Raw genomic sequence first — 26,055 nt, 5'->3', positions numbered from 1 at the left:
GGGTAGACCTTTTTCATCCGCACAGGGAGATTGGAATGAATTATCGCCTGACCAGCCTGGCTGTCGCCAGCGTCCTTCTGGTAGGTTGTGCCAGTTCAAAGCCGGCGAATAGCGATCCTGCTCAGCGCAGCGATCCGTTCGAAGGCTTTAACCGCACGATGTTTAACTTTAACTACAACGTGTTGGATCCGTATGTATTGCGTCCGGTCGCTGTAGCCTGGCGTGATTATGTGCCGGTGCCGGCACGTACCGGCCTGAGCAATTTCCTCGGCAACCTGGAAGAACCTGCCAGCATGGTCAACGCCATCCTGATCGGTAACGGACGTGATGCGGGTATTCACTTCACCCGTTTCTTCCTGAACAGCGTGCTGGGACTGGGCGGCTTCATTGACGTTGCCGGTAAAGCGAATCCGGAACTGGCGCGTGAAGAGCCGCACCGTTTCGGTACCACGCTGGGTCACTATGGCGTCGGCTACGGGCCTTACGTTGAGTTGCCTGCTTACGGCAGCTTCACGGTGCGTCAGGATGGCGGCGACTACGTCGATACGCTTTATCCGATCCTTGGCTGGCTGACCTGGCCAATGTCGATTGGTAAATGGACGCTTGAAGGGATTGAGACCCGCGCGCAGCTGCTGGACTCTGATGCAATCCTGAAACAGCAGAGCGATCCGTACGCCTTTATCCGTAATGCTTACTTCCAGCGTCACGACTTCCTGGCGCGCGGCGGCAAGCTCAAGCCGGAAGATAATCCTAACGCAGCCGCGATTCAGGATGACCTGAAGGATATTGACGCCGAGTAATCGCCCGCGATGCGCCGCCAGAGATGGCGGTTTTTGCCTCTTTGCGCAGCGCGTATCCTCGCTGAGCCATTAAGCGATCCACGGCCACAAAAAAGGGCGACTCACCAGAGTCGCCCTTTTTGTTCGTACCAGCCAGTCAGAACTTATAGTTAAAGTTCGCGCCGTAGAGCCAGGCCTTGCCTTCAGAGGTAAAGGTATAAGGACCTTCTTTCACCGTCACTTTCTGTCCGTGCATATAAGAGATGCCTAAATCAACCGAGGCATCATCGTTAAAGGCGTAAGAAGTACCGGCACTCAGCCATAAACGATCCTGGTCCGGGATGGAGATAGAGCGCTTATCGGCCGGAACCGGACTGTCATCAAACGCAATACCGGTACGGAACGTCCAGTTCTTGTCGTAGGAATAGGTTGTGCCCAGTGCAATGCGGTAGGCATCGTGGAAGCTTTCATCTTTATAGAACAGCGTCTGGCCGTTAGAGCCAGTGGCTTTCAGCTCCTGGAACTGGCTCCAGCTGGTGTAAGCCATGCTGTAGTGAACCGCCCACTGCGGTGCCACTTTATGCCAGCCCGACACTTCCCACATCTCTGGCAGATTCAGCGTTAACGCGCCTGGAACGGTGGTGCCGTTGGTGCCAAAAGGTACGCCTGACACTTCCGGATTATTCACCGCATTCAGCCGGGATGAGAGATTACTTTTGTAATCGCCATCAAAATCAACTTTCACTTCTGAACGATAGGTAAAGCCGAAGCGGTTATTTTCATCCACTTCATACAGGATGCCAGCATTCCAGCCGTAGCCCCACTCATCGCCTTTCAGATGGGCAACCTGCGTATCAGCCGGAACCCCCAGCCGCGCGCCTGACTCACCGGCATAACGCTCAATTTTGGCTTTAGCGTAAACCGCATCAAAACCGATGCCTGCACTAAAATGTTCATTAAACCGATAAGCGGTGCTGAGATTTAAATTGCCGGTCATCAGGTCAGTTTTACCGCCGTAACCGCCAGCGGTGTAGCCATTATTAAACTCTGTTGCTAAGCCGTAGTTTGAGGTTGCAGATGCGCCAATCCACCACTGATCGTTGATGGGCTGGACGTAGTGAATATTGGGTACCCACTGATTAGGGGCAATATTATTCGCATCCAGGCTGCGGCCACTGGGACTGCGACCACTGATATTTACATCCGGCGCAATATAGACAGCCCCGATAGAAAATTCCGGGCGATCCATTAACGCCATTGTCGCCGGGTTACGGCTGGCAGACGCCGCGGTATCACCCATTGCCCCTTCGCCTGAATATGCGCGACCTAAACCAATCGAAGAGAATTCATTTAACTGAAACCCAGCAGCGTAAACGTGGGAAGAAACAAGCGCCACTGCAGCCGCCACGGCTGACTTTGCAAACAGGTTTTTATGGTTCATGACCACAACCTCATGTGAATTATTATTTAACGCTATAACGTCGCGTAACAAAGGACGGCGGATTGTAGGGACTGATGTAAAGCGCACATATCAGACCAGTGCGGAGAGTATAGGTCCGACCTGTGTGCATGTTGCAATATTGTTTTTAAAATATTTCAGGTTTGATCGCTTAAAATTCGATCTGCATAACAAAAAGCCCCTGATCCTGGACAGCATAACCATTCCAGTTTGTTCTGGATCAATTTTTATTGTGATATTCGTCACTTAGCAACAGGTGCGTGGCGCATCTTTCAGCGAGCAGGTAAGATTTCGTCCATAAAATCGCTCAACCTATGCAATTGCTGGTCTGGAGAATGAAATGACTGATGCCATTAAAAAATGCAGTGCGACCGAAACCGCAGCCTGTTGTTGTGTTGATGTCGGCACGGTAATGGATAACACCGATTGCACCGCCAGCTGGTCAGAATGGTTTGCTCAGCGTGCCGATGCGGAAGCGAAATTAGCGCAACTGACCGAACGTGCCCGCGAGGTTGAATCAGAACCCTGTCTGATTGAATCGCGCTTCAGCGAAGTGGATCAGGGAGTGCAGCTGGATATCGATTTCACCTTCAGTTGCCAGGCTGAAACCATGATTTTTCAGCTCGGTTTGCGTTAAGTCCCATTACGCCGCGTCACTGCGGCGTTTTTCATTTTCGTGTTTCCCTTCGCACTTTTTCCCTTCCGATATTGGCGGCTCACCCGCTTGTGGTTAACACTGATCAGGTCAGACCTCTTCAGGCAATGATGCCACAGTCCCAGCCACAGGTGAGAACAATGAGCAAAGCGCAGCCGCTGCTGACGCGTGATGGTGAACGCATCGCAATAACCCACGGATTACGCACCCCTTTCTTACGCCAGGCGACCGGCTTCCATGGCATTCCCGCCATTGAGCTGGGACGCATGGTGGTCAGCGAATTAATGGCGCGCAGTGAACTGCCGGCTGAGGTGATCGAGCAACTGGTCTTTGGGCAGGTGGTGCAGATGCCGGAAGCGCCGAACATTGCGCGTGAAATTGTATTAAGCAGCGGGTTGAGTGTGCATACCGATGCCTACAGCGTCAGCCGTGCCTGCGCCACCAGCTTTCAGGCGGTAGCGAATGTGGCAGAAAGTCTGCTGGCGGGCACCATCTCTGCCGGTATTGCCGGTGGCGCAGACTCTTCGTCGGTGTTGCCGATTGGGGTCAGTAAAACGCTGGCCCGCGCGCTGGTGGATCTCAATAAAGCCCGCAGCTTCGGTCAAAAACTGCACATCCTGCGGCGTCTGCGCCCGCGTGATCTGCTGCCGGTCCCGCCCGCAGTGGCGGAGTATTCGACCGGCCTGCGCATGGGCGACACTGCGGAGCAGATGGCTAAGAGTCACGGCATCACGCGCGAAGCACAGGATGCGCTGGCGCTGCGATCCCATCAGCATGCCGCAAGGGCCTGGCAATCCGGGGTACTGAATCAGGAAGTCATGGCAGCCTTTGTGCCGCCGTGGAAAAGCGCCATCGATCAGGACAATAACGTGCGGATGAACGCCAAAGCGGAGGATTACGCCCGACTGCGTCCGGCATTTGATCGCCAGCACGGCAGCGTCACCGCGGCCAACAGCACGCCTCTCACCGACGGCGCGGCGGCAGTGATTCTGATGCGCGAGGGCCGCGCCCGTGAACTGGGCATCAGGCCGCTGGGCTATCTGCGCAGCTACGCCTTTACCGCCATTGGTGTGCAGCAGGATATGCTGCTGGGCCCGGCATACGCTTCACCACTGGCACTGGATCGCGCCGGCATAACCCTGGCCGATCTGACGCTGATCGATATGCATGAAGCTTTTGCTGCCCAGACGCTGAGCAACCTGCACATGTTTCGCGACGAGCGCTTTGCCCGTGAGGTGCTGAATCGCCCACACGCGCTGGGCGAAGTGAATGAAGAGCGCTTTAACGTGCTGGGCGGATCGATCGCCTATGGTCATCCTTTTGCCGCCACGGGTGCGCGCATGATCACCCAGACGCTGAATGAATTACGCCGTCGCGGTGGCGGGTTAGGACTGGTCACGGCCTGCGCGGCAGGCGGCCTGGGTGCGGCAATGATTCTGGAGGCCGAATAATGGAGCAGAATGCGTTTCATCTGAAGATGCGACTGGATCACGTCGGCATCATTACGATCGATGTCCCTGGTGAGAAGATGAACACCCTGAAATCGGAATTTGCCGGGCAGATCACCGCCATCATTGCGGAAGCGCGACGCGATCCGCAACTGGCTGGCCTGGTGCTGATTTCCGGCAAAGCGGACAACTTCATCGCGGGCGCAGACATCAGCATGATTGACCGCTGTAAGAGCGCGCAGGAAGCCGAAGCGCTGGCAAAACAGGGCCAGGAAGTAATGGCTGCGCTCGACGCACTGCCGTTCCCGGTGGTCGCGGCGATCCACGGCGCCTGCCTCGGCGGCGGACTGGAACTGGCGCTGGCCTGTGATGCCCGTATCTGCTCGCTGGATGATAAAACCCGCCTCGGTTTGCCGGAAGTGCAACTCGGCTTACTGCCAGGCTCTGGCGGCACTCAGCGGCTGCCACGCTTAATCGGCGTGCAGCAGGCGCTGCCACTGATTCTGACTGGCAAAGCCCTGCGGGCGAAACAGGCCCGTAAGCTGGGCGTGGTCGATGACGCGGTGCCGCAGGCGATTCTGCTGGAGACCGCCATTGCCCGGGTGAAAAAGGGCAAGGTTAGTGGACGAACGCTGCCGCTGCGCGATCGTCTGCTGCATGGTCCGGTTGGCCGTCAGGCGCTGTTTGCGCTGGCGACCCGACAGACTGCAGCCAAAACGCAGGGTAACTATCCGGCAGCAAAACGCATTATTGAGGTGGTGCGCATCGGGCTGGAGCAGGGCAGTCGGGCCGGACATGAGGCTGAAGCACGCGCTTTTGGTGAGCTGGCGATGACGCCAGAATCTGTTGCGCTGCGCGGGATCTTTTTCGCGACTACGGCTATGAAAAAGGAGCGGGGCGGTGAAGCGGAACCCGGCACCGTTAAGCGTGTTGGTATCCTCGGCGGCGGCCTGATGGGCGGCGGCATCGCCAGCGTCACTGCAATCAACGCCGGGTTGCCGGTACGCATTAAAGATATCAGCCTGGAAGGGGTGAACCATGCGCTGAAAACCAGCTGGGAACTGCTGAGCAAAAAGGTTAAACGGCGCCAGCTCACTCCGGCACAGCGTCAGCAGCAGATGGCACGTATCACGGGCGGCATCGATTATCAGGGCTTCTCACAGCGCGACGTGGTAATTGAAGCCGTATTCGAAGATTTAGCCCTGAAGCAGCAGATGGTCAGCGAAGTGGAGGCACACTGTCAGCCGCATACGCTGTTTGCCTCAAATACCTCTTCGCTGCCGATTGAGGCGATCGCCGCCGGCGCCCAGCGTCCTGAGAACGTCATCGGGCTGCACTATTTCAGTCCGGTAGAGAAAATGCCGCTGGTGGAGGTGATTCCTCATCTGAATACCTCTACCGCGACGCTGGTGACGATTGTGGCGCTGGCGCGCAGTCAGGGTAAAACCCCGATTGTGGTGGCGGACAAGCCTGGCTTCTATGTTAACCGCATCCTGACGCCCTATATAAATGAAGCGATGCGCTGCCTGCTGGAGGGCGAACCGATTGACCATATTGATCGTGCGCTGGTGAAGTTTGGTTTCCCGGTCGGCCCGATTCAGCTGCTGGATGAGGTCGGTATCGACGTTGGCAGCAAAATCAGTCCCATCCTGTATCAGGCTTATGGTGAACGCTTTGCCGCGCCAGCCGCTTTTGATGCGGTGCTGAAGGATGGCCGCAAGGGACGTAAAAACAGCAAAGGCTTTTATCGCTATGACCAGCCGCGCTGGCAGCGTAAAAAACCGGACGCTTCGCTGTATACGTTGCTGAAAGTCTCGCCGCAGGCCAGGCAGAGTGAAGCGCAGATTGCTGAACGCTGCGTGATGATGATGCTGAACGAAGCGGCTCGCTGTCTTGATGAGCAGGTGGTTCGCTGCGCCCGCGATGGGGATATCGGTGCGGTGTTTGGCATCGGCTTTCCGCCTTTCTTAGGCGGCCCGTTCCACTACATGGACAAACTGGGCGCGGCGGAAGTGGTCAACAGATTAACCCGGCTTGCGCAGCAGCATGGCGAACGATTCACACCCTGTGAGGCGCTGATTCAGGCGGCTGCAAAATAGACGAAATTTTACATTTCTGCTGAAAATGGAATAACCAATCCGATTCAGCGGCTTAGAAAAGCGCCGCCAGAGTGTGCGGCGCAGCATGATTCTGAGAAGTGCTTATTTAATAAACAACCGGTTGACTATACTAAAGCCATTAGGGTAAAACACAGCGTTCATTCGCAGAGTGAAGAGTCAGGCGCTACGCGTCGGGCGATGTCGACAAACAACAGCGGTGCTTTATGCAAGTTTTTATCATGCGTCACGGCGATGCGGCTCTGGAAGCAGCCAGTGATTCAGTCAGGCCTTTAACCTTATGTGGCTGCAATGAATCACGTCAGATGGCCAACTGGCTTAACAGCCAGACGCCGGACATTGAGCGTGTCCTGGTGAGTCCCTATTTACGCGCGCAGCAAACGCTCGCGACCGTGCGTGAAGCCTTTCCCCTGCCGGAAAGCCAGGACGTTCTGCCGGAATTAACGCCGGGCGGCGATCCGGAGATGGTCGGGTGCTATCTGCAGGCCCTGGCGAATGAAGGCGTGAAATCGGCTCTGGTGATTTCACATTTACCGTTGGTGGGGTATTTAGTCTCTGAACTGTGCCCGCAGGAAGCACCGCCAATGTTCGCCACTTCCGCTATTGCCTGCGTGGAATTCGATCCCGCAGCGAGTGCCGGTAAACTGCTGTGGCAGGTCAGTCCCAAAAAGCTGGCTAAAGCAATCTGACGTCTGTGGGCCGATCATTCCGGCCCTTCTCAGGGCAATTCAGGCGGTTGCCACTCCTCAATCTCAATCAAAACCAGCAGTGCGGCGTCACCGCCGAACATTTTGGGTGCCTGATGAAAAGCCATCACCCACGGATGCTGGGCCAGCCACAGCGGCGTCTGCTGCTTCAGAATATGCTTTCCATGACCGGTCATGACGCTGGCGCAGAACAGATGTTCACGGCGGCAGGCGGCGATCAGTGCCCCCAGCTCCTGCTTGGCCTGCTGCTGCGTTAAGCCGTGCAGATCGAGGAAAATCTCTGGCGTATAGTCGCCACGACGTAATTTTTTCAGCTCAAAATGGCTGACATCGGCGCGCACATAACGGGTGGCACCTTCCGTTGAGAGCAGTGGCTGAAACTCATCCGAAAAGTAATGACTGTTGTCCGCCTGCTCTGAAAGCAGACGCTTTACCGGGATGTGGCGGGTTTTAACCGGCGCTTTGTGGACAAACGTGTCCTGTTTTAACTGGCGTGTACCCGTCATTAACTGGCGAAACAGCGCCTGGTCATCCGGGCTTAGTGGTGTTTTTTTACTCATGGCAGGTCAGTCATATCAGAAAAGGCTGTCACACAGCAGAGCCGATACCTTACCGTTAAGCGTCATTAAATGTCAGCTTTTTCACCTCGCTGCGCTGAATTCTCCCCGGCTTCATGGCACACTACTGGCCGATTTAGCAAAAGGCCTGCGGAGGGCTACGTGGACAAAATTTTCGTCGATGAGGCAGTGAACGAACTGCACACCATTCAGGACATGCTGCGCTGGGCGGTCAGCCGCTTTTCCGCTGCCGGAATCTGGTACGGACATGGCACAGACAATCCCTGGGACGAAGCCGTTCAACTGGTCCTGCCGTCACTCTGGCTGCCGCTGGATATTCCTGAAGATATGCGCAATGCGCGTCTGACCGCCAGCGAACGTCTTCTGATCGTCGAGCGCGTCATTCGTCGCGTTAACGAGCGCATTCCGGTCGCCTATCTGACCAATAAAGCCTGGTTCTGCGGCCACGAGTTCTTTGTTGATGAGCGCGTGCTGGTGCCGCGTTCACCGATTGGCGAACTGATTGAGAACCGCTTTGCCGGTCTGGTCAGCTCGCCACCCCATCATATTCTGGATATGTGTACCGGCAGCGGCTGTATTGCGATTGCCTGCGCCTATGCCTTCCCGGAAGCGGAAGTGGACGCGGTGGATATCTCCACCGGTGCGCTGGCGGTTGCCGAGCAGAACATTGAAGAACATGGCCTGATTCATCAGGTTACGCCGATTCGCGCTGACCTGTTCCGCGAATTGCCACCGCTGAAATATGATCTGATCGTCACCAATCCGCCGTATGTTGATGCGGAAGATATGGATGATCTGCCGAACGAATATCGCCACGAACCGGAGCTCGGGCTGGCGGCAGGCAGCGACGGCCTGAAGCTGGTGCGTCGCATTCTGGCCTGTGCACCGGATTATCTCAGCGAGCAGGGCGTACTGGTCTGCGAAGTGGGCAACAGCATGGTGCACATGATCGAGCAGTATCCCGACGTGCCCTTTACCTGGCTGGAATTCGACAACGGCGGTGATGGCGTCTTTACGCTGACGCGCCAGCAGATTGTCGACGCAAAACACCATTTCTCTTTTTACAAAGACTAAAAGTGGGGCGAAGCATCGCCCGCCGAACCCTGAGAAGGAAATAGCATGGCCGGAAACAGCATCGGGCAATTTTTTCGAGTAACGACCTTTGGCGAGTCCCATGGGCTTGCGCTGGGCTGTATCGTTGACGGCGTGCCGCCAGGCATCCCGCTGACCGAAGCGGATATTCAGCATGACCTCGATCGCCGTCGTCCTGGCACATCGCGCTATACCACGCAGCGCCGCGAGCCGGATCAGGTGAAAATTTTGTCCGGCGTCTTTGAGGGTGTGACCACCGGTACTTCGATTGGCCTGCTGATTGAAAATACCGATCAGCGTTCGCAGGATTATGGCGCTATCAAAGATCTCTTCCGGCCGGGCCATGCTGATTACACCTACGAGCAGAAATATGGTCAGCGCGACTACCGTGGCGGTGGACGCTCGTCGGCGCGCGAAACCGCGATGCGCGTGGCGGCCGGTGCGATTGCCAAGAAATACCTGCAGATGAAACACGGTGTCGTGGTGCGCGGCTATCTGTCACAGATTGGTGACATCGCCTGTGAGCTGAAAGACTGGAGCATCGTGGAAGAGAATCCGTTCTTCTGCCCGGATGCGGACAAGCTGGAGGCGCTGGATGAACTGATGCGCGGCCTGAAAAAAGAGGGCGACTCCATTGGCGCTAAAGTCACGGTCATGGCAGATCACGTGCCGCCAGGCCTGGGCGAGCCGGTATTTGACCGGCTGGATGCCGATCTGGCACATGCGCTGATGAGCATCAATGCCGTTAAAGGCGTTGAAATCGGCGACGGCTTTGCGGTGGTTAACCAGCGCGGCAGCCAGCATCGCGACGAGATCCGCCACGATGGTTTCCAGAGCAACCACGCCGGGGGGATTCTGGGCGGCATCAGCAGCGGCCAGACCATCAGCGCCAATCTGGCGATGAAACCAACCTCCAGCATCACCGTGCCGGGTAAAACCATTACCCGCGACGGCGAAGAAGTGGAGATGATCACCAAAGGCCGCCACGATCCCTGCGTCGGGATCCGCGCAGTGCCGATCGCCGAGGCGATGATGGCGATCGTCCTGATGGATCATCTGCTGCGCCAGCGGGCGCAGAACGGTGACGTTAACAGCTCCGTACCGCGCTGGTGATGCCATGAAGGCTCTTCTGCTTACCCTGAGTGCGCTGTTGATCAGCGCCTCCAGCCTGGCGGCGACGCCGTGGCAACGCATCCAGCAGCCGATCACCGGCGCACCGCAGTCAATCGGCGGCTTTGCCAACGGCTGTATTGTTGGCGCCGAGGCGCTGCCGCTGAATTCACCGCACTATCAGGTGATGCGTCAGGATCAGCGGCGCTACTTTGGTCATCCCGATCTGATTCAGTTTATTCAGCGTCTCAGTACGCAGGTGCATAACCTGCAACTGGGCAACGTGCTGATTGGTGACATGGGCATGGCAGCAGGCGGACGTTTCAGCAGTGGTCACGCCAGCCATCAGACCGGACTGGATGTCGATATCTGGCTGCAACTGCCGAAAACCCGCTGGAGCGCCCAGCAACTGCTGAAGCCGCAGCCGCTCGATCTGGTCGGGCCGGGTGACAAAAATGTGATTGCGCGTCACTGGCAGCCAGAAATTGATAGCCTGATTAAACTGGCCGCCAAAGATGATGATGTGACACGGATCTTCGTCAATCCGGCGATTAAAAAGCAGCTTTGTGCCGATGCGGGTAACGATCGTGACTGGCTGCGTAAAGTGCGCCCGTGGTTTGCTCACCGTGCCCATATGCATGTGCGCCTGCGCTGCCCGGCGGGCAGTATCGGCTGTGAAGATCAGCCTGCACCGCCTGCTGGCGATGGCTGTGGCGCAGAGCTGCAGAGCTGGTTCCTGCCAAAACAGCCTGGTTCGGGCGCGCCGGTGAAACGTGAGCCGCCGCCATTACCGCCTGCCTGTCAGGCCCTGCTGGATAAACATCTACTGTAAGGGATTCCATGGATTGGTTTGTGGTCAGCCCGCTGCTCGTCGGGCTGCTGTTTTTAATCGCCATGCTCGCCGGTTTTATTGATTCAATCGCGGGTGGCGGGGGATTACTTACGGTACCTTCGTTGCTGGCGGCGGGCCTCTCTCCGGCCCAGGCGCTGGCGACCAATAAACTGCAATCGGTCGGTGGATCGTTTTCCGCCAGTCTCTACTTTATCCGGCGTGGTGCGGTCAATCTGAATGAACAGTGGCTGAACATTGCCATGACGCTGCTGGGTTCCGTGCTGGGCGCGATACTGATTCAGCGCCTGCAGGCGGATTTCCTGCGCCAGATGCTGCCGCTGTTTTTAATCGCTATCGGTCTGTGGTTCCTGCTGATGCCGCGCCTCGGCGAAGTGGATCGCGCGCGCCGTCTGCATGGTCTGGCCTTTGCCCTGGTCGGCGGCGGGGCTGTGGGGTTCTATGACGGATTTTTCGGACCGGGCGCAGGATCTTTTTATGCGCTGGCTTTCGTCACGCTCTGCGGCTACAACCTTGCCAAAGCGACCGCCCATGCCAAGGTCCTCAACTTCACCTCGAACCTCGGCAGCCTGCTGTTCTTTATGTTCGGCGGCAAAGTAGTGTGGGGAACCGGCCTGATCATGATGCTCGGCGCTTTCTGCGGCGCGCGTCTGGGCGCAAGACTGGTGCTGAGCCGCGGACAGAAGCTGATCCGCCCGATGGTGGTGATTGTGTCTGCCGTCATGAGCATTAAATTACTGTGGGACAGCCATGGCAGCGCCGTTATGGCCTGGCTTGCCACGCTGCAATCGTAACCTAAAACCTGATACCGTCATGAACCCGACTCATCATTATGAACAGCTGATCACGCTGTTTGATCGCTGTTTCAGCGATGAATTTCAGACCCGTCTAATTAAAGGCGATGATGAACCGATCTATCTTCCTGCTGATGCCGAATCGCCGTGGAATCGTGTGGTCTTTGCTCACGGCTTCTACGCCAGCGCCCTGCATGAGATCTCTCACTGGTGCATCGCCGGTGAAGCGCGCCGCAAACTGGTCGATTTTGGCTACTGGTACTGTCCGGATGGCCGCGATGCGCTGACCCAGAGTCAGTTTGAAGCGGTGGAAGTGAAGCCACAGGCGCTGGAATGGATGTTTTGTACGGCGGCAGGCTTTCCCTTCAACGTGAGTTGTGACAATCTCGACGGAGATTGTGAGCCGGATCGCATTGCGTTCCAGCGTAAAGTGCATGCTCAGGTCATGAGCTATCTGACGTCGGGCATTCCCGACCGTCCCGCGCGTTTTATTACCGCCCTGGCGGAATTTTATGGCAGGCCTTCATTAACAGCATCGCAGTTTCCCTGGCCGGACGATCTGTGATGCAGAAAGGCATTATTAAAAGAGGAATTGAGATGATCGCAGAATTTGAAGCGCGTATTCTGGCCCTGATTGACGACATGGTCGAGCATGCCAGTGACGATGAGCTGTTCGCCAGCGGTTATCTGCGCGGGCATCTGACACTGGCCGTCGCTGAAGTGGAGCAACTGGGCGAACATACGCCAGAAGCGCTGCAAATTCAGGTAACCCGCAGTCTGCAAAATGCCATAGCTGCCGGAGAACTCTCGCCGCGCGATCAGGCATTAGTGGTCGGGATGTGGGATAACCTGTTTGTTCAGGCACGCCAGCTCTCCGCGTAATGGTGCAGGGCGGCGTGCCGCCCTTAGCGTCCGCTAAACGGCTTTTCCCTTCAGTAATTTCCTCACCCAGTAACGATTCGGATTGAGTGCTGCCAGGGTACTGGCATCCAGAGGCTGCGGCTCGCCCGCCAGCTGAGCTGCCAGTACTTCGGCCGCCAGCGGCGCACTGCACAGGCCGCGCGATCCCAGCGCCCCAAACAGATACAAGCCCGCAAGATCGGGTGCGTCAGCGATATCGCTGCCTGCCGCCTGCTGTGCCGGTAAATCAGCATACTGCGCCAGCGTAGCAGCATAATCCGGCACGCCGCCCACCATCGGCAGGTGATCCCGGGTGGCGCAGCGCACCCCCATTCTTGCCTCTCCGTCACTGACATCCACCGTTTCGGCCCAGCTGCTGTCAGGCAGGCAATGCAGCAGGCGGCTGCGGTTCTCCTGCTGATCCTCCTCCCGATACGCGGTTGCGGTATCGCCACGGTGATAGCTGGCCCCGATACAGTGCGTACCAAACTGCGGGCTGACAGGCGTCAGATAGCCGTCGTAACAGAGCACCGTTTGCAGCGCGTTGAGGCCGGGCGTAGAGGGAACATGGCTTACCTGACCGGCCACCGGATAGGTCGGCAGCGGGACGCTTTGCGCAAAGTCAGCAATCGCATGACCGTTTGCCAGTACGACGGTCGGATGACGTACCGCCGGACGATCGCTGAACGTCAGCATCCAGTGATCATCCTCACGGGAAAGCGCGCTCACCCGGTGCAGCCAGTGAATGCGCAATCCCTGGGTTTCGCCATGCGCCAGCATCGCGGTGGTCAGCTCTGCCGGTGAGAGCCAGCCGCCTTGCGGATAGAAAATGCCGCCACAGCCATGTTCAACATTTGCCAGTTTTTCAGCTTCTGCCACATCGACGCCACAGGCGATGATTTCAGGCAGGTCCATCGCCAGCATCTGATCGATCTTCTTACGGCTTTTCTCATCCCAGCCCAGCTGCAGCACACCGCTCCAGTGATGCTCATAGGTGACGGTTAATTGATCATACAGCCGCCGGGCAAAGCTGAAGGCTGAGGGGAAAAAAGTGGCAAGTGCCGGGTCGTGCTGATTGAGCAGCGGATAGAGCGCTCCCTGACGGTTGCCGGATGCGCCCAGCGCGGGCGCCTCATCGGCGCAATAAAGCGTTACCCGCCAGCCGCGACGCAGCAGCGCCAGCGCCAGGGTGGCACTGGCGACGCCGCCGCCAATCAGTGCCACATCACGCTGCTCCGCAGCCTGACGATGATACCAGGGCTGCGCGGCGGGCAGCGGAGGCGCATCCTGCAACGACCCGCATAGCATTTCGCGCTTCGGACCAAATCCTTTGCGGCGGATGACCGCAAAGCCCGCCTGCTGCAGACCGCGCCGGACAATACCTGCGGCGGTAAAGGTCGCGAAGGTCCCCTGCGGCCGCGCCAGTTTTGCCATCATGCCGAACAGCTCCGGCGTCCACATATCCGGGTTCTTTGAGGGCGCGAACCCATCCAGGAACCAGGCATCTACCTGACGATTCAGGCTCTCATCCAGCTGGCCCATCAGCAGGTTAATATCGCCCAGCCACAGGTCGAGCGTGATGCGGCCGCCATCAAACAGCAGACGCTGACAGCCGGGCAGGGCAGCGGGCCACTGCGCCTGCAGCGCCTCCGCCCAGGGGGCCAGTTCGGGCCAGTGCTGCTGCGCCGCAGTTAAATCTTCACGGGTTAACGGAAATTTCTCAAAGCTGATGAAATGCAGACGTTTTAAAGTGGCGTCGGGCTGTTCGCGCTGAAACGCATCGAACGCCTGCCACAGCGTCAGGAAATTAAGACCGGTGCCAAAACCGCTCTCCGCCACGATCAGCAGATCGCGCGGATGCTCAGCAAAACGCTGGGGAAAACCGTTGCCGCCAAGGAAGACATAGCGTGTCTCTTCCAGACCGTTGTCATTAGAGAAATAGACATCGCCAAACGCTCGGGAAACAGGTGTACCCTGTTCATTCCAGTTTAGCTTTGCATGTTCAACCGGGGTCAATTTCACGGTAAAGGCTCGTTTTTCAGGCAGTGGCGCGATTCTAGCGACCTGCGTGACATGACGCAAATTTACAAAAGGAAATAGCTGATCGGACTTGTTCGGCGTACAAGTGTACGCTAGAGTGCATGCCAATTAAGAAGAAGTGGATGAGGAAGATTGAATGAAACGTGCTGTGATTACTGGCTTAGGGATCGTTTCCAGTATTGGTAATAACCAGCAGGAGGTGCTGTCATCTCTGCGTGAAGGACGCTCTGGCATCACCTTTTCTGAAGAGATGAAAGATTCCGGCATGCGTAGTCACGTCTGGGGTAACGTTAAATTAGATACCACCGGCCTCATCGATCGCAAAGTTGTGCGCTTTATGAGTGATGCGTCCATCTATGCTTATCTTTCCATGGAAGAAGCGATTAAAGATTCTGGCCTCAGCGCTGAAGCGTATCAGAGCAACCCACGAGTGGGTCTGATTGCGGGTTCAGGCGGCGGCTCCCCACGTTTCCAGGTATTTGGTGCTGACGCAATGCGCAGCCCACGCGGCCTGAAAGCGGTTGGCCCTTATGTGGTCACCAAAGCGATGGCCTCTGGCGTCTCTGCCTGCCTCGCAACGCCATTCAAAATTCATGGCGTAAATTACTCGATTAGCTCCGCCTGTGCCACCTCTGCGCACTGTATCGGTAACGCCGTTGAGCAGATCCAGCTTGGCAAACAGGATATCGTTTTTGCGGGCGGCGGCGAAGAGCTGTGCTGGGAAATGGCCTGTGAGTTCGATGCCATGGGCGCGCTCTCGACCCGTTACAACGACACGCCAGAAAAAGCGTCACGCACTTATGACAATGAGCGCGACGGCTTTGTTATCGCCGGTGGCGGTGGCATGGTCGTCGTTGAAGAGCTGGAGCATGCGCTGGCACGTGGTGCGCATATCTATGCCGAAATCGTCGGTTATGGTGCCACTTCAGACGGTGCAGACATGGTTGCTCCATCAGGTGAAGGCGCAGTGCGCTGCATGAAGATGGCGATGCACGGTGTCGATACACCCATTGACTATCTGAACAGCCACGGAACCTCTACCCCGGTGGGTGATGTGAAAGAGCTGGGCGCGATTCGTGAAGTGTTTGGCGATAACACGCCATACATCTCAGCAACGAAAGCGATGACCGGCCACTCTCTGGGGGCGGCTGGCGTGCAGGAAGCGATCTACTCGCTGCTGATGCTGGAGCATGGCTTTATCGCGCCAAGCATCAACATCACCTCGCTTGACGCGGCAGCAACCGGTATGAACATCGTCACTGAGCCGATGGAAAAAGAGCTGACTACCGTGATGTCTAACAGCTTTGGTTTTGGCGGTACCAACGCCACATTGACCATGCGTAAATATCAGGCGTAATTATTACGTCAGCACTCTGAAGGGCCGGCTTGCCGGCCCTTTTTGTTTTACAGCCCATCCGCTTTACCTCGTTCAACCCTCCGTTTTAGCCCTCCCGCTGCAGCAGCCGCAGCAATGTATCGCATCCCACCACAATCTCGTCAGGCGTCAGTGCGGCAAAGCCCAGCATCCAGCCTTGCTGAGACGAAGGCCCGGCATAAAGCGGACTCAGACGCGGCAGCAGCAAACCCTGTTGAGCCGCCAGTGCGCTTAATCGCGCTTCATCCTGTTGCAGTCTGACAGTTACCTGCAATCCTCCGCTGCTGACAATCGGCGTGATCCACGGCGACAGTTGCTGAGCGATTAGCGTCAGCAGCAGATCGCGACGGCTGCGATAGAGCTGACGCATCAGCCGCAGATGGCTGGCGAAATGTCCCTGTTGCAGAAAGGCGGCGGTGACAGCCTGCGGCAGCAGGGCGCTGTGTCCATCCAGCACGCTGCGTGCCTGGCCTATGGGGGTAATCAGCGCGGGCGGGACCACCATCCAGGCCAGCCGCAGGGAGGGAAACAGCGACTTCGAGAAGGTACCCAGCGTAATCACCCGCTGATGGCGATCCAGTCCCTGTAGCGCAGGTATAGGACGTTCGTCGTAGTGAAATTCGCTGTCATAATCGTCTTCGATCAGCCAGCACCGGTTGCGCTGCGCCCAGTCCAGCCACGCCAGGCGTCGCGTCAGGCTCAGCGTCACGCCGGTAGGATAATGATGCGATGGCGTCAGATACATCAGTTTTGCACTGCCGCTGGCGGGGATGGCACCTTCGGCATCGACCTCAATCCCGCGCACCTGTGCGCCGGCAGCCAGAAAGGCGTTACGCGCACCAGGATAGCCCGGCTCCTCCATCCATACCTCATCACCGGGATCGACGAACATCATTGCCAGTAACTGCAGTGCCTGTTGTGAACTGGTCAGAATGATCACCTGTTCCGGCTGGCATGCCACGCCCCGGGAAAGTGCCAGATAATCCGCGAGTGCGCTGCGTAACGGCAGGTAGCCGCAGGGATCGCCATATCCCATTGCGGCACTGCCCAGTGAACGCTGCACGCTGCTGCCGAGGCGTCGCCACGTGTCATGGGGAAAAGCGCGTAACTCCGGTGAACCGGCGGCGAATGCATGGGGAAAAGGGGGATCCTGACAGCCACCGGTTGCCAGTACCTGCTGGCCCCGCGCCGAGAAACGGACGGGCTGAGGCCGGGCTGGAAATGATGATGAGTGGGTGGGGATGATGATGGCAACAAAAGTACCGCGACCGGTCTCGCGTCGCAGATAGCCTTCACTTTCCAGCTGTCCGTAGGCCGCTTCCACCGTCACACGTGACAGACGCAGATCCTGCGCCAGCTGACGACTGGACGGCAACTGCTGGCCAGCATGCAGATGGTGCCGGTTGATCGCCAGTCGCAGGGTAGAGCAGAGCCGCTCGCGCACGCCGCCACTGGTCTGATGCTGAAAAAGTTGTAATAACGGTGAAGACATATGGGTCTTATACCTGATGGGGAATGGGTATCAGTAAGCAGTCCACTTTGCCGTAAACTGCAGACTCACCACAACAGGAGAATCGCTATGTCATCGGTTTTACTAATTCCGGCCGCCACCCCGCAGCAAAGCCTCGACTATCTGCAGGCAAAACTCGCTTTTTACACCGACGCCTGGGATCTGGCGGAAGATCTGGAACGGCAAATCCCGGATATCGTGGTAATCGATGCTCGCGCGCCGGAGGCTTATCGCGCCGGGCATATTTGCGGCGCGATCAACTTTCCGCATCGCGAGATGGATGCCACTACGACGGCCCGGCTCGATCGCAGCAAAGTTTATGTCACGTATTGTGACGGCATTGGCTGTAACGGCTCGACGAAAGCGGCCTGGAAACTGGCCTCGCTGGGATTTCAGGTGAAGGAGTTGATTGGCGGGCTGGATTTCTGGAAACGTGACGGTCATCCGCTGACCTGGGGTGATGCACCGGGCGAATGGCCAGTCGCCGCGCCCAAAGCATTCTGTGGCTGTTAACTCAGAGGACCAGCCAGAGTAAAAGGGTGATGACGACCAGTGCGACAAAGAAGCCCAGCAGGGGGCGCTCTGCCAGAGGCTGAATCGCGGGCGGCAGCGACGCAACAAAGGGTGACCAGATCGGCTGGGGTTTTATCTCGCTGGCAGCCAGCGGCTGTTCGAGAAGTTTTTCTGCCCGGTCGGCGCGCCGGCTGAACAGGAAGTTCAGCAGATCCTGGGTCTGCGTTACGGTGAGCACCGTCTGCGGTGTCGCCTGGAAACGCTGCTGGCTGTAATCCTCCAGTTGCTGCCGCTCCTGCTGATCAAGCGGCTGTTTCAGGGACGCTTCCAGCAATTGCAGCGTCGGTGCACTGTGCTGACTCAACGTCTGGCGCACCTGCAGATACTGGGTCAGCAGCGGGAAGTGGCGCGACGGGATGGGATCACCGCTGGTGAGGTTGACCAGTTTCAGCGCAGCCGTCCACAGCTTACCGGTGGATTCGCCAGTGGCAGCGGCCAGGCGTACCACCTGCTGATTCAGCGTATGGTGCTCGGCAGGCAGCAGCGTGCGATCGCTGACGCGGATCTGCTGCGGCTGAGGAATGGTCATCTGCCCGTTCTGCAGCATCGTCAGCACCTGGCGCAGCTGATCCTGGCTCAGCGCGCTCAGTACGGTCTGACCAAATTGCTGACGGATAAAGTCGCTGACGGCCTGACGGTTATTCCCTTTCGGCAGCAGATCGGTGAGCTGGGTCATCAGCTGGCGTGTGGCATGCCCATTTTGCGTCTGCGTAAGGCGGCCATTAAGGTACTGTTCCGCTGCCGGAAAATGACGCGACTGTAATTCCGCTTCACTCTTTACGCCCACTTCATGGCGTACGCCCGCCCACAGTTCAGGCGCTTTAAGATTACTGAGCGATGAGATACGCACGATCAGGCGTTCTAACGTTGTGCGCTGCGCAGGGGAGAGGGGCTGTTCACCGGCCACTGAACCGTGACGCGTTACGCCAGTTTGCGGATTGACAGATGAACGATCGCCGACCGGCACACCGGGGCCGCTGAGTGGTTGCATGGCGGATTCCTTGGGAAAACAGAACAGCGTGGGGTGCGCCGGAAAATGAATAGGCCATGATAGCAAAAGCCCCCGGGAAATCCCACGGGGGACATGCGTTTCGGCGCGAGATTTACGCTTCAGCTGTAGCCTTTCTTCACTGCCATCCTCAACAGCACCCTCACTCGCCACAGCCGCGCTATTCAGGCCTGTGGGTGGCTCACCGGTTTACGGCGGGATAAGGGGGTACGCAGCCGCTGCGCCAGTATCACACCGCCAAGCGTCAGACCGCCGCCAATCCAGTGGTAACTGTGTAGTTGCTCATGCAGAAAAATCACCGCGATCACCGCGGTAAATACCGGGATCAGATTCATAAAGATACTGGTGGTGCTGGCACCCAGACGCTGCACACCGTGGATCCACAGGAACGGCGCGATGATCGAAGCAAACAGACCGGCAAAGGCCACCAGCGGCAGGTTGTGCCGGTTAAGCGCCACCTCGGGGGCCAGCAGAAAACCAGGCAGCAGCAGAACGACGCCAAATAAAATCTGCACATACAGGCTTTGCCAGATCGGCAGCGGCAGTGCCCAGCGTCGTGTCAGCACGCCATACAGCGCATAGGCGGCGGAGGCGGCCAGCATCAGCAGTTCACCTTTGCCCAGACCGTGATTCAGCAGCTGCATCACGTTGCCCTCACTGACCAGCCACACCAGACCGGTAAAGGAGATGATGCTGCCGAGCAGGATGCCCAGCGTCGGCGCAATCCGCAGGATCACAACGCTCAGCAGTACGGTGAGCAGGGGGATGAGGGCGCCGATAATGCCCATAAAGAGTGCGCTGACACTTTGTGCTGCGTAGTAGGCGAGACTCTGATAGAGCACCATGCCGAGCAGGCCAAGGATCGCCAGCCGCCAGAGGTGCGGTTTAATGACCTGACGCGTGCGCCACACGCCGGGCAGCACAAAAGGCGTCAGCACCAGCAGCGCCAGTAACCAGCGGTAGAATGAGATTGCCGCCGGATCGATCGCATCCGCCGAGAGTTTGCTGACAATTGAGTTGATCGACCAGATTATTACCGCAAAGAGCGGGTACAGGAAAAACATGCTGACTCTCCACACGCCATAATGAGGCGCAGTGTACGCTTGTCCGGATTTATTCAGATAGTTAATATCGGACAAAATTAGTTGTGGAGCGGACATAATGACCCTGAAAGTGATCTACCAGCCGCCCCTTGACGCGCCGCAACTGCGCTACTTTATGCGTTATGAGCAGGCCAATGCCCGCACCGAATATCTGCCGCATGCGCATGCCTGGGGTCAGCTCATTATGGTGAAAAGCCACGTACTGGAGATGCAGGTCGAGGGTGAGCGATTGCTGACACCGGCAGATATTCCGGTCTGGATCCCACCGGGTCAGCTTCACAGTAGCTATAACCATCGTCAGGCACAGTTCCGTACTTTTAATCTGGCGGCTCCGTTATGCGCCGATCTGCCCCGGCGCGCCTGTCTGCTGCTGGTCGATCCCATTGCACATGCCATTATGGATGAGTTTGCTGAGCAGCAAATCGAGCAACCCGAAACGGATGCGCAGTGGCGGCTGTGCGAGGTGCTGCGCGATCGCCTGCAGCTGGCGCAGGTACAGGAGAGTTATCTGCCCACCTCTGACGATAAATTTCTGGCGCCGGTGTTACATGCGCTGGAAGCGCATCCGGGCGATAACACCACGCTGGCAGGCTGGGCGGCGCGGGTCTTTACCACCGAACGGACGCTGGCGCGTCGCTGCCAGCAGCAGCTTCATATGACCTTTGGCGAGTGGCGGCAGCGGCTGCGGTTTCTGCGCGCCATTGTGCTGCTGGAGCAGGGGGAAAGCGTGCAGAGCATCGCCCATGAGCTGGGATACAGTTCAGCTTCGGCGCTGATTGTGATGTTCCAGCAACAGGCGGGAACCACGCCCGAACGCTACCGTGCACGGTTAGGCTAACGCGTCGCTTTGTGCCAGAATAATTGCCTGATATGTAACTGACAGGAAAGCCGTGGTGAAAATTCTGGTCGATGAAAATATGCCTTATGCCCGTGAGCTATTCAGCCGTACCGGCGACGTGGTCGCGGTGCCGGGGCGTCCGCTGCCGGTGGCTGAACTGGCCGATGCCGATGGCCTGATGGTGCGTTCAGTCACCCAGGTTAATGAGGCCCTGCTGGCAGGAAAGCCGGTGAAATTTGTCGGAACCGCCACGGCGGGCACCGACCATATCGATGAGAACTGGCTGCAGCAGGCGGGCATTGCGTTCTCTGCCGCACCCGGCTGTAACGCCATTGCGGTGGTGGAGTATGTTTTTTCTGCGCTGCTGCTGCTGGCGGAACGCGATGGTTTCCAGCTGCGTGACCGCACTGTCGGCATCGTTGGCGTCGGTAACGTCGGTGAGCGACTGCAAAAGCGTCTTGAGGCCTGGGGCATCAAAACCCTGCTGTGCGATCCGCCGCGCGCCGATCGCGGTGACGAGGGGGATTTCCTGTCGCTGGAGGCCGTGACAGAGCAGGCTGATATTCTGACGTTCCATACGCCGCTGTTTAAAGAGGGCCCGTATAAAAGCTGGCATCTGGCGGATGCGGCGCTGCTGATGGCGCTAAAGCCTAATACTATTCTGATCAACGCCTGTCGCGGCCCGGTGGTGGACAACAGCGCGCTGCTGGAGGTGCTGAAAATGCGGCACGATCTTAGCGTCGTGCTGGATGTCTGGGAGCCGGAGCCGGATCTGTCGCTGGCGCTGCTGGATAAGGTCGATATCGCCACGCCGCACATCGCGGGCTACACGCTGGAAGGCAAAGCGCGCGGCACCACCCAGGTGTTTGAAGCCTGGTGCGACTTTATTGGTCAGCCGCAGCAGGTGCCGCTCAGCACCTTACTGCCGGTGCCGGAATTCAGTGAAATCACCCTGAATGGCCCGCTGGATCAGCCAACGCTGAAACGCCTGGCGCATCTGGTGTATGATGTGCGCCGCGATGATGCCCCCCTGCGTAAAGTGGCGGCGAAACCCGGCGAGTTTGATCGCCTGCGCAAGCAGTATCAGGAGCGCCGCGAGTGGTCATCGCTGCAGGTGAACTGCGATGACGCCACAACCGCTGAGCTGCTGAACCAGCTGGGCTTTAACGCAATCATCTCCCCGGAATAGCGGGCGCTGCAGGTCAGGCGCCCTGGCGCGGTTTCCGCACTGAATTAATCAGTGAACGGAAGGCGCGCGCTGCTGGCATGTCTGCATGACGGCGGGTTCTGGGGGGATATACCCAATGGATTTCGGGTTGCATTGAGGCGGCAAGAGAACGAATCCCGATGCGCTTACTCAGGTAAGTGATTCGGGTGAGTGAACGCAGCCAACAAAGATGCAACGTGAAAGACGACGGGGATAAATCTGAATCCCTGGGCGGTGAATATCACCGCCTTCTGTTTTTATGTCATTGTCTGGAGTAAACCAACATGTCTGACGGCTGGAATATTGCGCTACTTGGCGCGACAGGCGCAGTAGGGAACGCTGTACTGGAACTGCTGGCGGAACGCCAGTTCCCGGTTGGTGAATTATATTTGCTGGCCAGCGAAAACAGCGCGGGCGAAATCAAACGTTTCGAAGGCCGCTCGGTGCGGGTCGAAAATGCGGAGACGTTCGACTGGTCACAGGCGCAGCTGGCCTTTTTCGTGGCGGGACGTGACGCCTCGGCGCGCTTTGCCGAGGAAGCGGCCAATGCCGGTTGTCTGGTAATCGACAGCAGCGAGCTGTTTGCGCTGGAACCCGATGTGCCGCTGGTGGTGCCGGATGTGAATCCGCAGGTGCTGGCAGATTATCGCAATCGCAACATCATCAGCGTGGCGGATAACCTGGTAAGCCAGCTGCTGACCGCAATTAAACCGCTGGTGGATGCGGCCGGATTGAGTCGTTTACAGGTGACTAACCTGATCTCAGTCTCCAGCTACGGCAAAGTGGCTGTCGATGCGCTGGCCGGGGAAAGTGCCCGCCTGCTGAACGGTCTTCCGGCCGATGAACACCATTTTGGTCGTCAGCTGGCGTTTAACCTGATGCCACAACAGGCCGACGCAGAAGGCAGCGTGGAGAGTGAGCGTCGCCTGATTGATCAGGTGCGTAAGGTATTGCAGGACGAAGGCTTACCGATTGCGGTCAGCAGCGTACAGGCTCCGGTGTTCTACGGTAATGCGCAGATTGTGCATATCGAAAACCTGCGCCCGCTCTCTGCTGAAGAAGCGCGTGCCGAACTGGCGCTGGCGTCAGATATTCGTCTGAGCGAAGAGGATGAAGTGCCGACGCCGGTCACGGATGCCTCAGGCAACGGCGAACTGAGCATCGGCGCTGTGCGCAACGACTACGGTATCCCGGAGCTGCTGCAGTTCTGGTCAGTAGCGGACAACATTCGTTTTGGCGGCGCGCTGATGGCGGTGAAAACCGCTGAGAAACTGGTTCAGGAGTATCTGTAACCATGTCCGATGGTCAGACGCAAAAACTGGCGCTCGGCATCGAGTATGACGGTAGCCGTTACTACGGCTGGCAGCGTCAGAATGAAGTCCGCAGCGTGCAGGAGAAGGTAGAACGCGCGCTGTCGAAAGTCGCCGATCATCCGGTCAGCATTTTTTGTGCTGGCCGCACCGATGCAGGCGTACACGGGACGGGGCAGGTGGTCCATTTCGAGACCACCTCGCAGCGGCCTGATGGCGCCTGGACGCTGGGCGTCAACGCTAATCTGCCGCCGGATATTGCGGTGCGCTGGGTGAAAGCGGTGCCGGATGAATTTCATGCCCGCTTCAGCGCCACGGCCCGACGCTATCGCTACCTGATCTACAATCAGCGTCTGCGTCCGGCGGTGCTGGCGCAGGGCGTGACGCACTTTTACCATCCTCTGGATGCAGAGAAGATGCAGCGCGCCGGGCAGTGTTTGTTAGGCGAGAATGATTTCACCTCATTCCGAGCCGTGCAGTGCCAGTCGCGTACACCGTGGCGCAACGTGATTCACCTCAACGTGACGCGTCAGGGTCCCTACGTGATTGTGGATATCAAAGCCAATGCCTTTGTGCATCACATGGTGCGCAATATCGTGGGCAGCCTGATGGAGATAGGCTGCGGCAATAAGCCGGAGTCATGGATGGCAACGCTGCTGGCGGCGAAGGATCGGACATTAGCCGCAGCCACAGCCCGGGCAGAGGGGTTGTATCTGGTGGCGGTGGATTACCCATCCCACTTTGCGTTACCACAGCCGTCGATGGGACCGTTGTTCCTCGCGGATTAATTCACTTTCAGGACTTAAAAGGGCGCGCCATGGAGTTTCTCCATTTTCTGGTTGATTTTATTCTGCACATTGATGTGCATCTTGCCGAACTGGTTGCACAGTACGGTATCTGGATTTACGCTATTTTGTTCCTGATTTTGTTCTGCGAAACCGGTCTGGTGGTGACGCCCTTCCTGCCGGGTGACTCGTTGCTGTTTGTGGCGGGCGCACTGGCGGCGTTGCCGGGTAACGATCTTAATGTGCATGTGATGGTGGCATTATTAGTGGTGGCCGCGGTTCTGGGCGACGCAGTGAACTACACCATTGGCCGCCTGTTTGGCGAAAGGTTGTTCAGTAACCCGAACTCGAAGATTTTCCGTCGCAGCCATCTGGATAAAACCCATGCGTTTTATGCCCGTCATGGTGGAAAAACCATTATCCTGGCGCGCTTCGTGCCGATCGTGCGAACCTTTGCGCCGTTTGTTGCCGGTATGGGCCATATGTCCTATCGCCACTTCGCGCTGTTCAACGTAACGGGTGCGCTGCTCTGGGTGCTGCTGTTCTCCTATGCCGGCTACCTGTTTGGCGATCTGCCGGTGGTGCAGGAAAACCTGAAGCTGCTGATTGTGGGCATTATCCTGGTCTCGATTCTGCCAGGTGTGATTGAAGTCTGGCGTCATCGCCGTCAGGCTAAGCAGCAGAAGCAGCCGTAAGGCTGTGCTCAGGGGTAAGACCAGATTTTTATCCACAGTCTGAACAGGTTGTGGTTTAATGAGCGACATTTACCGTCTGCTGAAGCGGTTTTCAGCAGTATCAAGACGACTGGACCAGGTCAGTTTTAAACAGAAAGGTCATCAATGAGCTGGATTGAACGCATTCTTAATAAAAGCACCGGAACGCCTGTGCGCAAAGCCAGTATCCCGGAAGGGGTCTGGACCAAGTGTGACAGCTGTGGTCAGGTGCTCTACCGCGCCGAGCTGGAGCGTAATCTTGAGGTCTGCCCGAAGTGTGACCATCACATGCGGATGCACGCCCGTGAGCGCCTCGGCAGTGTCCTCGATCAGGGCACGATGGTTGAGCTGGGTAGTGAACTTGAACCTAAAGATCTGCTCAAGTTCCGTGACTCCAAAAAGTACAAAGATCGTCTGATCGCGGCCCAGAAAGACACCGGTGAGAAAGATGCGCTGGTGGTCATGAAAGGCCAGCTGCACGGCATGCCGGTTGTTGCGGCAGCCTTTGAATTTGCCTTTATGGGCGGTTCAATGGGCTCAGTGGTCGGTGCGCGTTTTGTACGTGCGGTTGAGCAGGCGTTAGAAGATAACTGCCCGCTGATCTGCTTCTCCGCCAGCGGCGGGGCGCGTATGCAGGAAGCGCTGCAGTCGCTGATGCAGATGGCGAAAACCAGTGCGGCACTGGCAAAAATGCGGGAGCGCGGTCTGCCTTACATTTCCGTGCTGACTGACCCGACCATGGGTGGCGTTTCGGCCAGTTTTGCCATGCTGGGCGACCTCAATATCGCGGAACCTAAAGCACTGATCGGCTTTGCCGGCCCACGCGTTATTGAGCAGACCGTGCGTGAAAAACTGCCGCCGGGCTTCCAGCGCAGTGAGTTCCTGATTGAAAAGGGCGCGATTGATATGATCATTCGCCGTCCGGAAATGCGCTACAAACTGGCAAGCCTGCTGGCAAAAATGATGAACCTGCCGGCACCGCTGCATGATGGTGAACAGTCCGCTCCGGCGACGACTGAATCGGAAAGCAACGAGGCCTGACAGGAGATAGAGAGGTGCGTCCAAAGCACCTCTTACCAATGCACCGTATACCGCAGCAGCAG

Annotated in this window: 25 protein-coding genes; 19 read left to right on the top strand and 6 right to left on the bottom strand. The window is 57.6% G+C overall.

Going from position 1 to position 26,055, the window contains the following annotated elements; genetic code table 11:
• Positions 1 to 35: 35 nt before the first annotated feature.
• A complete protein-coding gene (mlaA, locus tag HFD94_RS14315) occupies positions 36 to 800 on the top strand; it encodes a phospholipid-binding lipoprotein MlaA (RefSeq protein ID WP_010257927.1) in 765 nt (254 codons plus the stop codon).
• 136 nt (positions 801 to 936) lie between these two features.
• Here mlaA and fadL read toward each other — a convergent pair whose 3' ends face one another.
• Positions 937 to 2,220, bottom strand: a complete 1,284-nt coding sequence (fadL, locus tag HFD94_RS14310) for a long-chain fatty acid transporter FadL (RefSeq protein WP_010671434.1) — start codon at positions 2,218 to 2,220, stop codon at positions 937 to 939.
• Positions 2,221 to 2,578: 358 nt separating this feature from the next.
• Between fadL and HFD94_RS14305 the strand changes: the two genes are divergently transcribed.
• From HFD94_RS14305 to sixA, 4 genes are all read left to right on the top strand, one after another.
• A complete protein-coding gene (locus HFD94_RS14305) occupies positions 2,579 to 2,875 on the top strand; it encodes a YfcZ/YiiS family protein (RefSeq protein WP_010671435.1) in 297 nt (98 codons plus the stop codon).
• A 158-nt stretch (positions 2,876 to 3,033) separates the two neighbouring features.
• Positions 3,034 to 4,344, top strand: a complete 1,311-nt coding sequence (gene fadI, locus HFD94_RS14300) for an acetyl-CoA C-acyltransferase FadI (RefSeq protein WP_033767497.1) — start codon at positions 3,034 to 3,036, stop codon at positions 4,342 to 4,344.
• Positions 4,344 to 6,440, top strand: a complete 2,097-nt coding sequence (gene fadJ, locus HFD94_RS14295; protein WP_167433234.1) for a fatty acid oxidation complex subunit alpha FadJ — start codon at positions 4,344 to 4,346, stop codon at positions 6,438 to 6,440. The genes fadI and fadJ overlap by 1 nt, the downstream gene beginning before the upstream one ends.
• 224 nt (positions 6,441 to 6,664) lie before the next feature.
• A complete protein-coding gene (sixA, locus tag HFD94_RS14290) occupies positions 6,665 to 7,147 on the top strand; it encodes a phosphohistidine phosphatase SixA (protein WP_010257941.1) in 483 nt (160 codons plus the stop codon).
• A 29-nt stretch (positions 7,148 to 7,176) separates the two neighbouring features.
• Here sixA and smrB read toward each other — a convergent pair whose 3' ends face one another.
• A complete protein-coding gene (gene smrB, locus HFD94_RS14285) occupies positions 7,177 to 7,725 on the bottom strand; it encodes an endonuclease SmrB (protein ID WP_010257944.1) in 549 nt (182 codons plus the stop codon).
• Between the two features lie 159 nt (positions 7,726 to 7,884).
• Here smrB and prmB point away from each other — a divergent pair, with 159 nt between their 5' ends.
• The 6 genes from prmB to HFD94_RS14255 are packed head-to-tail and all read left to right on the top strand — an operon-like array spanning position 7,885 to position 12,471.
• On the top strand, positions 7,885 to 8,817 hold the full coding sequence (gene prmB / locus HFD94_RS14280; RefSeq protein ID WP_010671438.1) for a 50S ribosomal protein L3 N(5)-glutamine methyltransferase: 933 nt from the start codon (positions 7,885 to 7,887) through the stop codon (positions 8,815 to 8,817).
• Positions 8,818 to 8,862: 45 nt separating this feature from the next.
• Positions 8,863 to 9,948 carry a chorismate synthase gene (aroC, locus tag HFD94_RS14275; RefSeq protein ID WP_010257950.1) on the top strand — a complete coding sequence of 362 codons (1,086 nt, stop codon included), beginning with the start codon at positions 8,863 to 8,865 and terminating at the stop codon, positions 9,946 to 9,948.
• A gap of 4 nt (positions 9,949 to 9,952) precedes the next feature.
• Complete coding sequence (mepA, locus tag HFD94_RS14270) at positions 9,953 to 10,777, top strand: penicillin-insensitive murein endopeptidase (protein ID WP_010257953.1); 825 nt, start codon at positions 9,953 to 9,955, stop codon at positions 10,775 to 10,777.
• A gap of 8 nt (positions 10,778 to 10,785) precedes the next feature.
• Positions 10,786 to 11,589 (top strand): sulfite exporter TauE/SafE family protein, encoded by an 804-nt coding sequence (locus HFD94_RS14265; protein WP_010257955.1) that lies wholly within the window; start codon positions 10,786 to 10,788, stop codon positions 11,587 to 11,589.
• A gap of 19 nt (positions 11,590 to 11,608) precedes the next feature.
• On the top strand, positions 11,609 to 12,154 hold the full coding sequence (locus HFD94_RS14260) for an elongation factor P hydroxylase (protein WP_003854284.1): 546 nt from the start codon (positions 11,609 to 11,611) through the stop codon (positions 12,152 to 12,154).
• A gap of 32 nt (positions 12,155 to 12,186) precedes the next feature.
• Positions 12,187 to 12,471: a YfcL family protein gene (locus tag HFD94_RS14255; RefSeq protein WP_010257960.1), complete on the top strand. Its 285-nt coding sequence runs from the start codon at positions 12,187 to 12,189 to the stop codon at positions 12,469 to 12,471.
• A 33-nt stretch (positions 12,472 to 12,504) separates the two neighbouring features.
• On the opposite strand, the gene mnmC is transcribed toward HFD94_RS14255, so the two are convergent.
• Positions 12,505 to 14,511 (bottom strand): bifunctional tRNA (5-methylaminomethyl-2-thiouridine)(34)-methyltransferase MnmD/FAD-dependent 5-carboxymethylaminomethyl-2-thiouridine(34) oxidoreductase MnmC, encoded by a 2,007-nt coding sequence (gene mnmC / locus HFD94_RS14250; protein ID WP_167433233.1) that lies wholly within the window; start codon positions 14,509 to 14,511, stop codon positions 12,505 to 12,507.
• Between the two features lie 154 nt (positions 14,512 to 14,665).
• On the opposite strand from mnmC, the gene fabB reads away from it, so the two are divergent.
• Positions 14,666 to 15,886, top strand: coding sequence for a beta-ketoacyl-ACP synthase I (gene fabB, locus HFD94_RS14245; protein ID WP_010257968.1), 1,221 nt, complete (start codon positions 14,666 to 14,668; stop codon positions 15,884 to 15,886).
• Positions 15,887 to 15,971: 85 nt separating this feature from the next.
• Here the strand turns inward: fabB and HFD94_RS14240 are convergent, their stop codons facing one another.
• Positions 15,972 to 17,396, bottom strand: coding sequence for a PLP-dependent aminotransferase family protein (locus HFD94_RS14240; protein WP_167433232.1), 1,425 nt, complete (start codon positions 17,394 to 17,396; stop codon positions 15,972 to 15,974).
• An 87-nt stretch (positions 17,397 to 17,483) separates the two neighbouring features.
• On the opposite strand from HFD94_RS14240, the gene HFD94_RS14235 reads away from it, so the two are divergent.
• The gene (locus HFD94_RS14235; protein WP_167433231.1) at positions 17,484 to 17,927 is read left to right on the top strand and encodes a rhodanese-like domain-containing protein; all 444 of its coding nucleotides are present in this window, start codon (positions 17,484 to 17,486) and stop codon (positions 17,925 to 17,927) included.
• A 1-nt stretch (position 17,928) separates the two neighbouring features.
• On the opposite strand, the gene flk is transcribed toward HFD94_RS14235, so the two are convergent.
• Positions 17,929 to 18,978 (bottom strand): flagella biosynthesis regulator Flk, encoded by a 1,050-nt coding sequence (flk, locus tag HFD94_RS14230; RefSeq protein ID WP_010671443.1) that lies wholly within the window; start codon positions 18,976 to 18,978, stop codon positions 17,929 to 17,931.
• Between the two features lie 182 nt (positions 18,979 to 19,160).
• Complete coding sequence (locus HFD94_RS14225; RefSeq protein WP_010257979.1) at positions 19,161 to 20,060, bottom strand: DMT family transporter; 900 nt, start codon at positions 20,058 to 20,060, stop codon at positions 19,161 to 19,163.
• Positions 20,061 to 20,157: 97 nt separating this feature from the next.
• On the opposite strand from HFD94_RS14225, the gene HFD94_RS14220 reads away from it, so the two are divergent.
• The 6 genes from HFD94_RS14220 (at position 20,158) to accD (ending at position 25,993) form a co-directional block, all read left to right on the top strand.
• A complete protein-coding gene (locus HFD94_RS14220; protein ID WP_010257982.1) occupies positions 20,158 to 20,937 on the top strand; it encodes a helix-turn-helix domain-containing protein in 780 nt (259 codons plus the stop codon).
• Between the two features lie 55 nt (positions 20,938 to 20,992).
• Complete coding sequence (gene pdxB / locus HFD94_RS14215) at positions 20,993 to 22,126, top strand: 4-phosphoerythronate dehydrogenase PdxB (protein WP_033772306.1); 1,134 nt, start codon at positions 20,993 to 20,995, stop codon at positions 22,124 to 22,126.
• Positions 22,127 to 22,428: 302 nt separating this feature from the next.
• Positions 22,429 to 23,436: an aspartate-semialdehyde dehydrogenase gene (locus HFD94_RS14210; protein ID WP_010257986.1), complete on the top strand. Its 1,008-nt coding sequence runs from the start codon at positions 22,429 to 22,431 to the stop codon at positions 23,434 to 23,436.
• Positions 23,437 to 23,438: 2 nt separating this feature from the next.
• Complete coding sequence (gene truA / locus HFD94_RS14205; RefSeq protein WP_008926481.1) at positions 23,439 to 24,242, top strand: tRNA pseudouridine(38-40) synthase TruA; 804 nt, start codon at positions 23,439 to 23,441, stop codon at positions 24,240 to 24,242.
• Between the two features lie 29 nt (positions 24,243 to 24,271).
• Positions 24,272 to 24,934, top strand: a complete 663-nt coding sequence (locus HFD94_RS14200; protein WP_010257990.1) for a DedA family protein — start codon at positions 24,272 to 24,274, stop codon at positions 24,932 to 24,934.
• 144 nt (positions 24,935 to 25,078) lie between these two features.
• Positions 25,079 to 25,993, top strand: coding sequence for an acetyl-CoA carboxylase, carboxyltransferase subunit beta (gene accD, locus HFD94_RS14195; RefSeq protein ID WP_010257992.1), 915 nt, complete (start codon positions 25,079 to 25,081; stop codon positions 25,991 to 25,993).
• The last annotated feature ends 62 nt before the right edge of the window (positions 25,994 to 26,055 follow it).

It is taken from the genome of Pantoea sp. EKM20T (assembly GCF_011800485.1).
In the GTDB taxonomy this organism is placed as follows: Bacteria; Pseudomonadota; Gammaproteobacteria; order Enterobacterales; family Enterobacteriaceae; genus Pantoea; species Pantoea agglomerans.
The sequence above is the reverse complement of the archived record's forward strand: the minus strand, read 5'-3'. Positions and strand labels throughout refer to the sequence as shown.

Bases quoted from the DNA above. Each gene is read 5' to 3' on its own strand.
- HFD94_RS14255 (WP_010257960.1), top strand. From the start codon at position 12,187: ATGATCGCAGAATTTGAAGCGCGTATTCTGGCCCTGATTGACGACATG.
- HFD94_RS14235 (WP_167433231.1), top strand. From the start codon at position 17,484: ATGTCATCGGTTTTACTAATTCCGGCCGCCACCCCGCAGCAAAGCCTC.
- HFD94_RS14305 (WP_010671435.1), top strand. From the start codon at position 2,579: ATGACTGATGCCATTAAAAAATGCAGTGCGACCGAAACCGCAGCCTGT.
- smrB (WP_010257944.1), bottom strand. From the start codon at position 7,725: ATGAGTAAAAAAACACCACTAAGCCCGGATGACCAGGCGCTGTTTCGC.
- truA (WP_008926481.1), top strand. From the start codon at position 23,439: ATGTCCGATGGTCAGACGCAAAAACTGGCGCTCGGCATCGAGTATGAC.
- HFD94_RS14200 (WP_010257990.1), top strand. From the start codon at position 24,272: ATGGAGTTTCTCCATTTTCTGGTTGATTTTATTCTGCACATTGATGTG.
- mlaA (WP_010257927.1), top strand. From the start codon at position 36: ATGAATTATCGCCTGACCAGCCTGGCTGTCGCCAGCGTCCTTCTGGTA.
- HFD94_RS14210 (WP_010257986.1), top strand. From the start codon at position 22,429: ATGTCTGACGGCTGGAATATTGCGCTACTTGGCGCGACAGGCGCAGTA.
- fadI (WP_033767497.1), top strand. From the start codon at position 3,034: ATGAGCAAAGCGCAGCCGCTGCTGACGCGTGATGGTGAACGCATCGCA.
- HFD94_RS14220 (WP_010257982.1), top strand. From the start codon at position 20,158: ATGACCCTGAAAGTGATCTACCAGCCGCCCCTTGACGCGCCGCAACTG.
- flk (WP_010671443.1), bottom strand. From the start codon at position 18,978: ATGCAACCACTCAGCGGCCCCGGTGTGCCGGTCGGCGATCGTTCATCT.
- HFD94_RS14240 (WP_167433232.1), bottom strand. From the start codon at position 17,396: ATGTCTTCACCGTTATTACAACTTTTTCAGCATCAGACCAGTGGCGGC.
- HFD94_RS14225 (WP_010257979.1), bottom strand. From the start codon at position 20,060: ATGTTTTTCCTGTACCCGCTCTTTGCGGTAATAATCTGGTCGATCAAC.
- HFD94_RS14265 (WP_010257955.1), top strand. From the start codon at position 10,786: ATGGATTGGTTTGTGGTCAGCCCGCTGCTCGTCGGGCTGCTGTTTTTA.
- sixA (WP_010257941.1), top strand. From the start codon at position 6,665: ATGCAAGTTTTTATCATGCGTCACGGCGATGCGGCTCTGGAAGCAGCC.
- mepA (WP_010257953.1), top strand. From the start codon at position 9,953: ATGAAGGCTCTTCTGCTTACCCTGAGTGCGCTGTTGATCAGCGCCTCC.
- fabB (WP_010257968.1), top strand. From the start codon at position 14,666: ATGAAACGTGCTGTGATTACTGGCTTAGGGATCGTTTCCAGTATTGGT.
- HFD94_RS14260 (WP_003854284.1), top strand. From the start codon at position 11,609: ATGAACCCGACTCATCATTATGAACAGCTGATCACGCTGTTTGATCGC.
- fadL (WP_010671434.1), bottom strand. From the start codon at position 2,220: ATGAACCATAAAAACCTGTTTGCAAAGTCAGCCGTGGCGGCTGCAGTG.
- fadJ (WP_167433234.1), top strand. From the start codon at position 4,344: ATGGAGCAGAATGCGTTTCATCTGAAGATGCGACTGGATCACGTCGGC.
- aroC (WP_010257950.1), top strand. From the start codon at position 8,863: ATGGCCGGAAACAGCATCGGGCAATTTTTTCGAGTAACGACCTTTGGC.
- accD (WP_010257992.1), top strand. From the start codon at position 25,079: ATGAGCTGGATTGAACGCATTCTTAATAAAAGCACCGGAACGCCTGTG.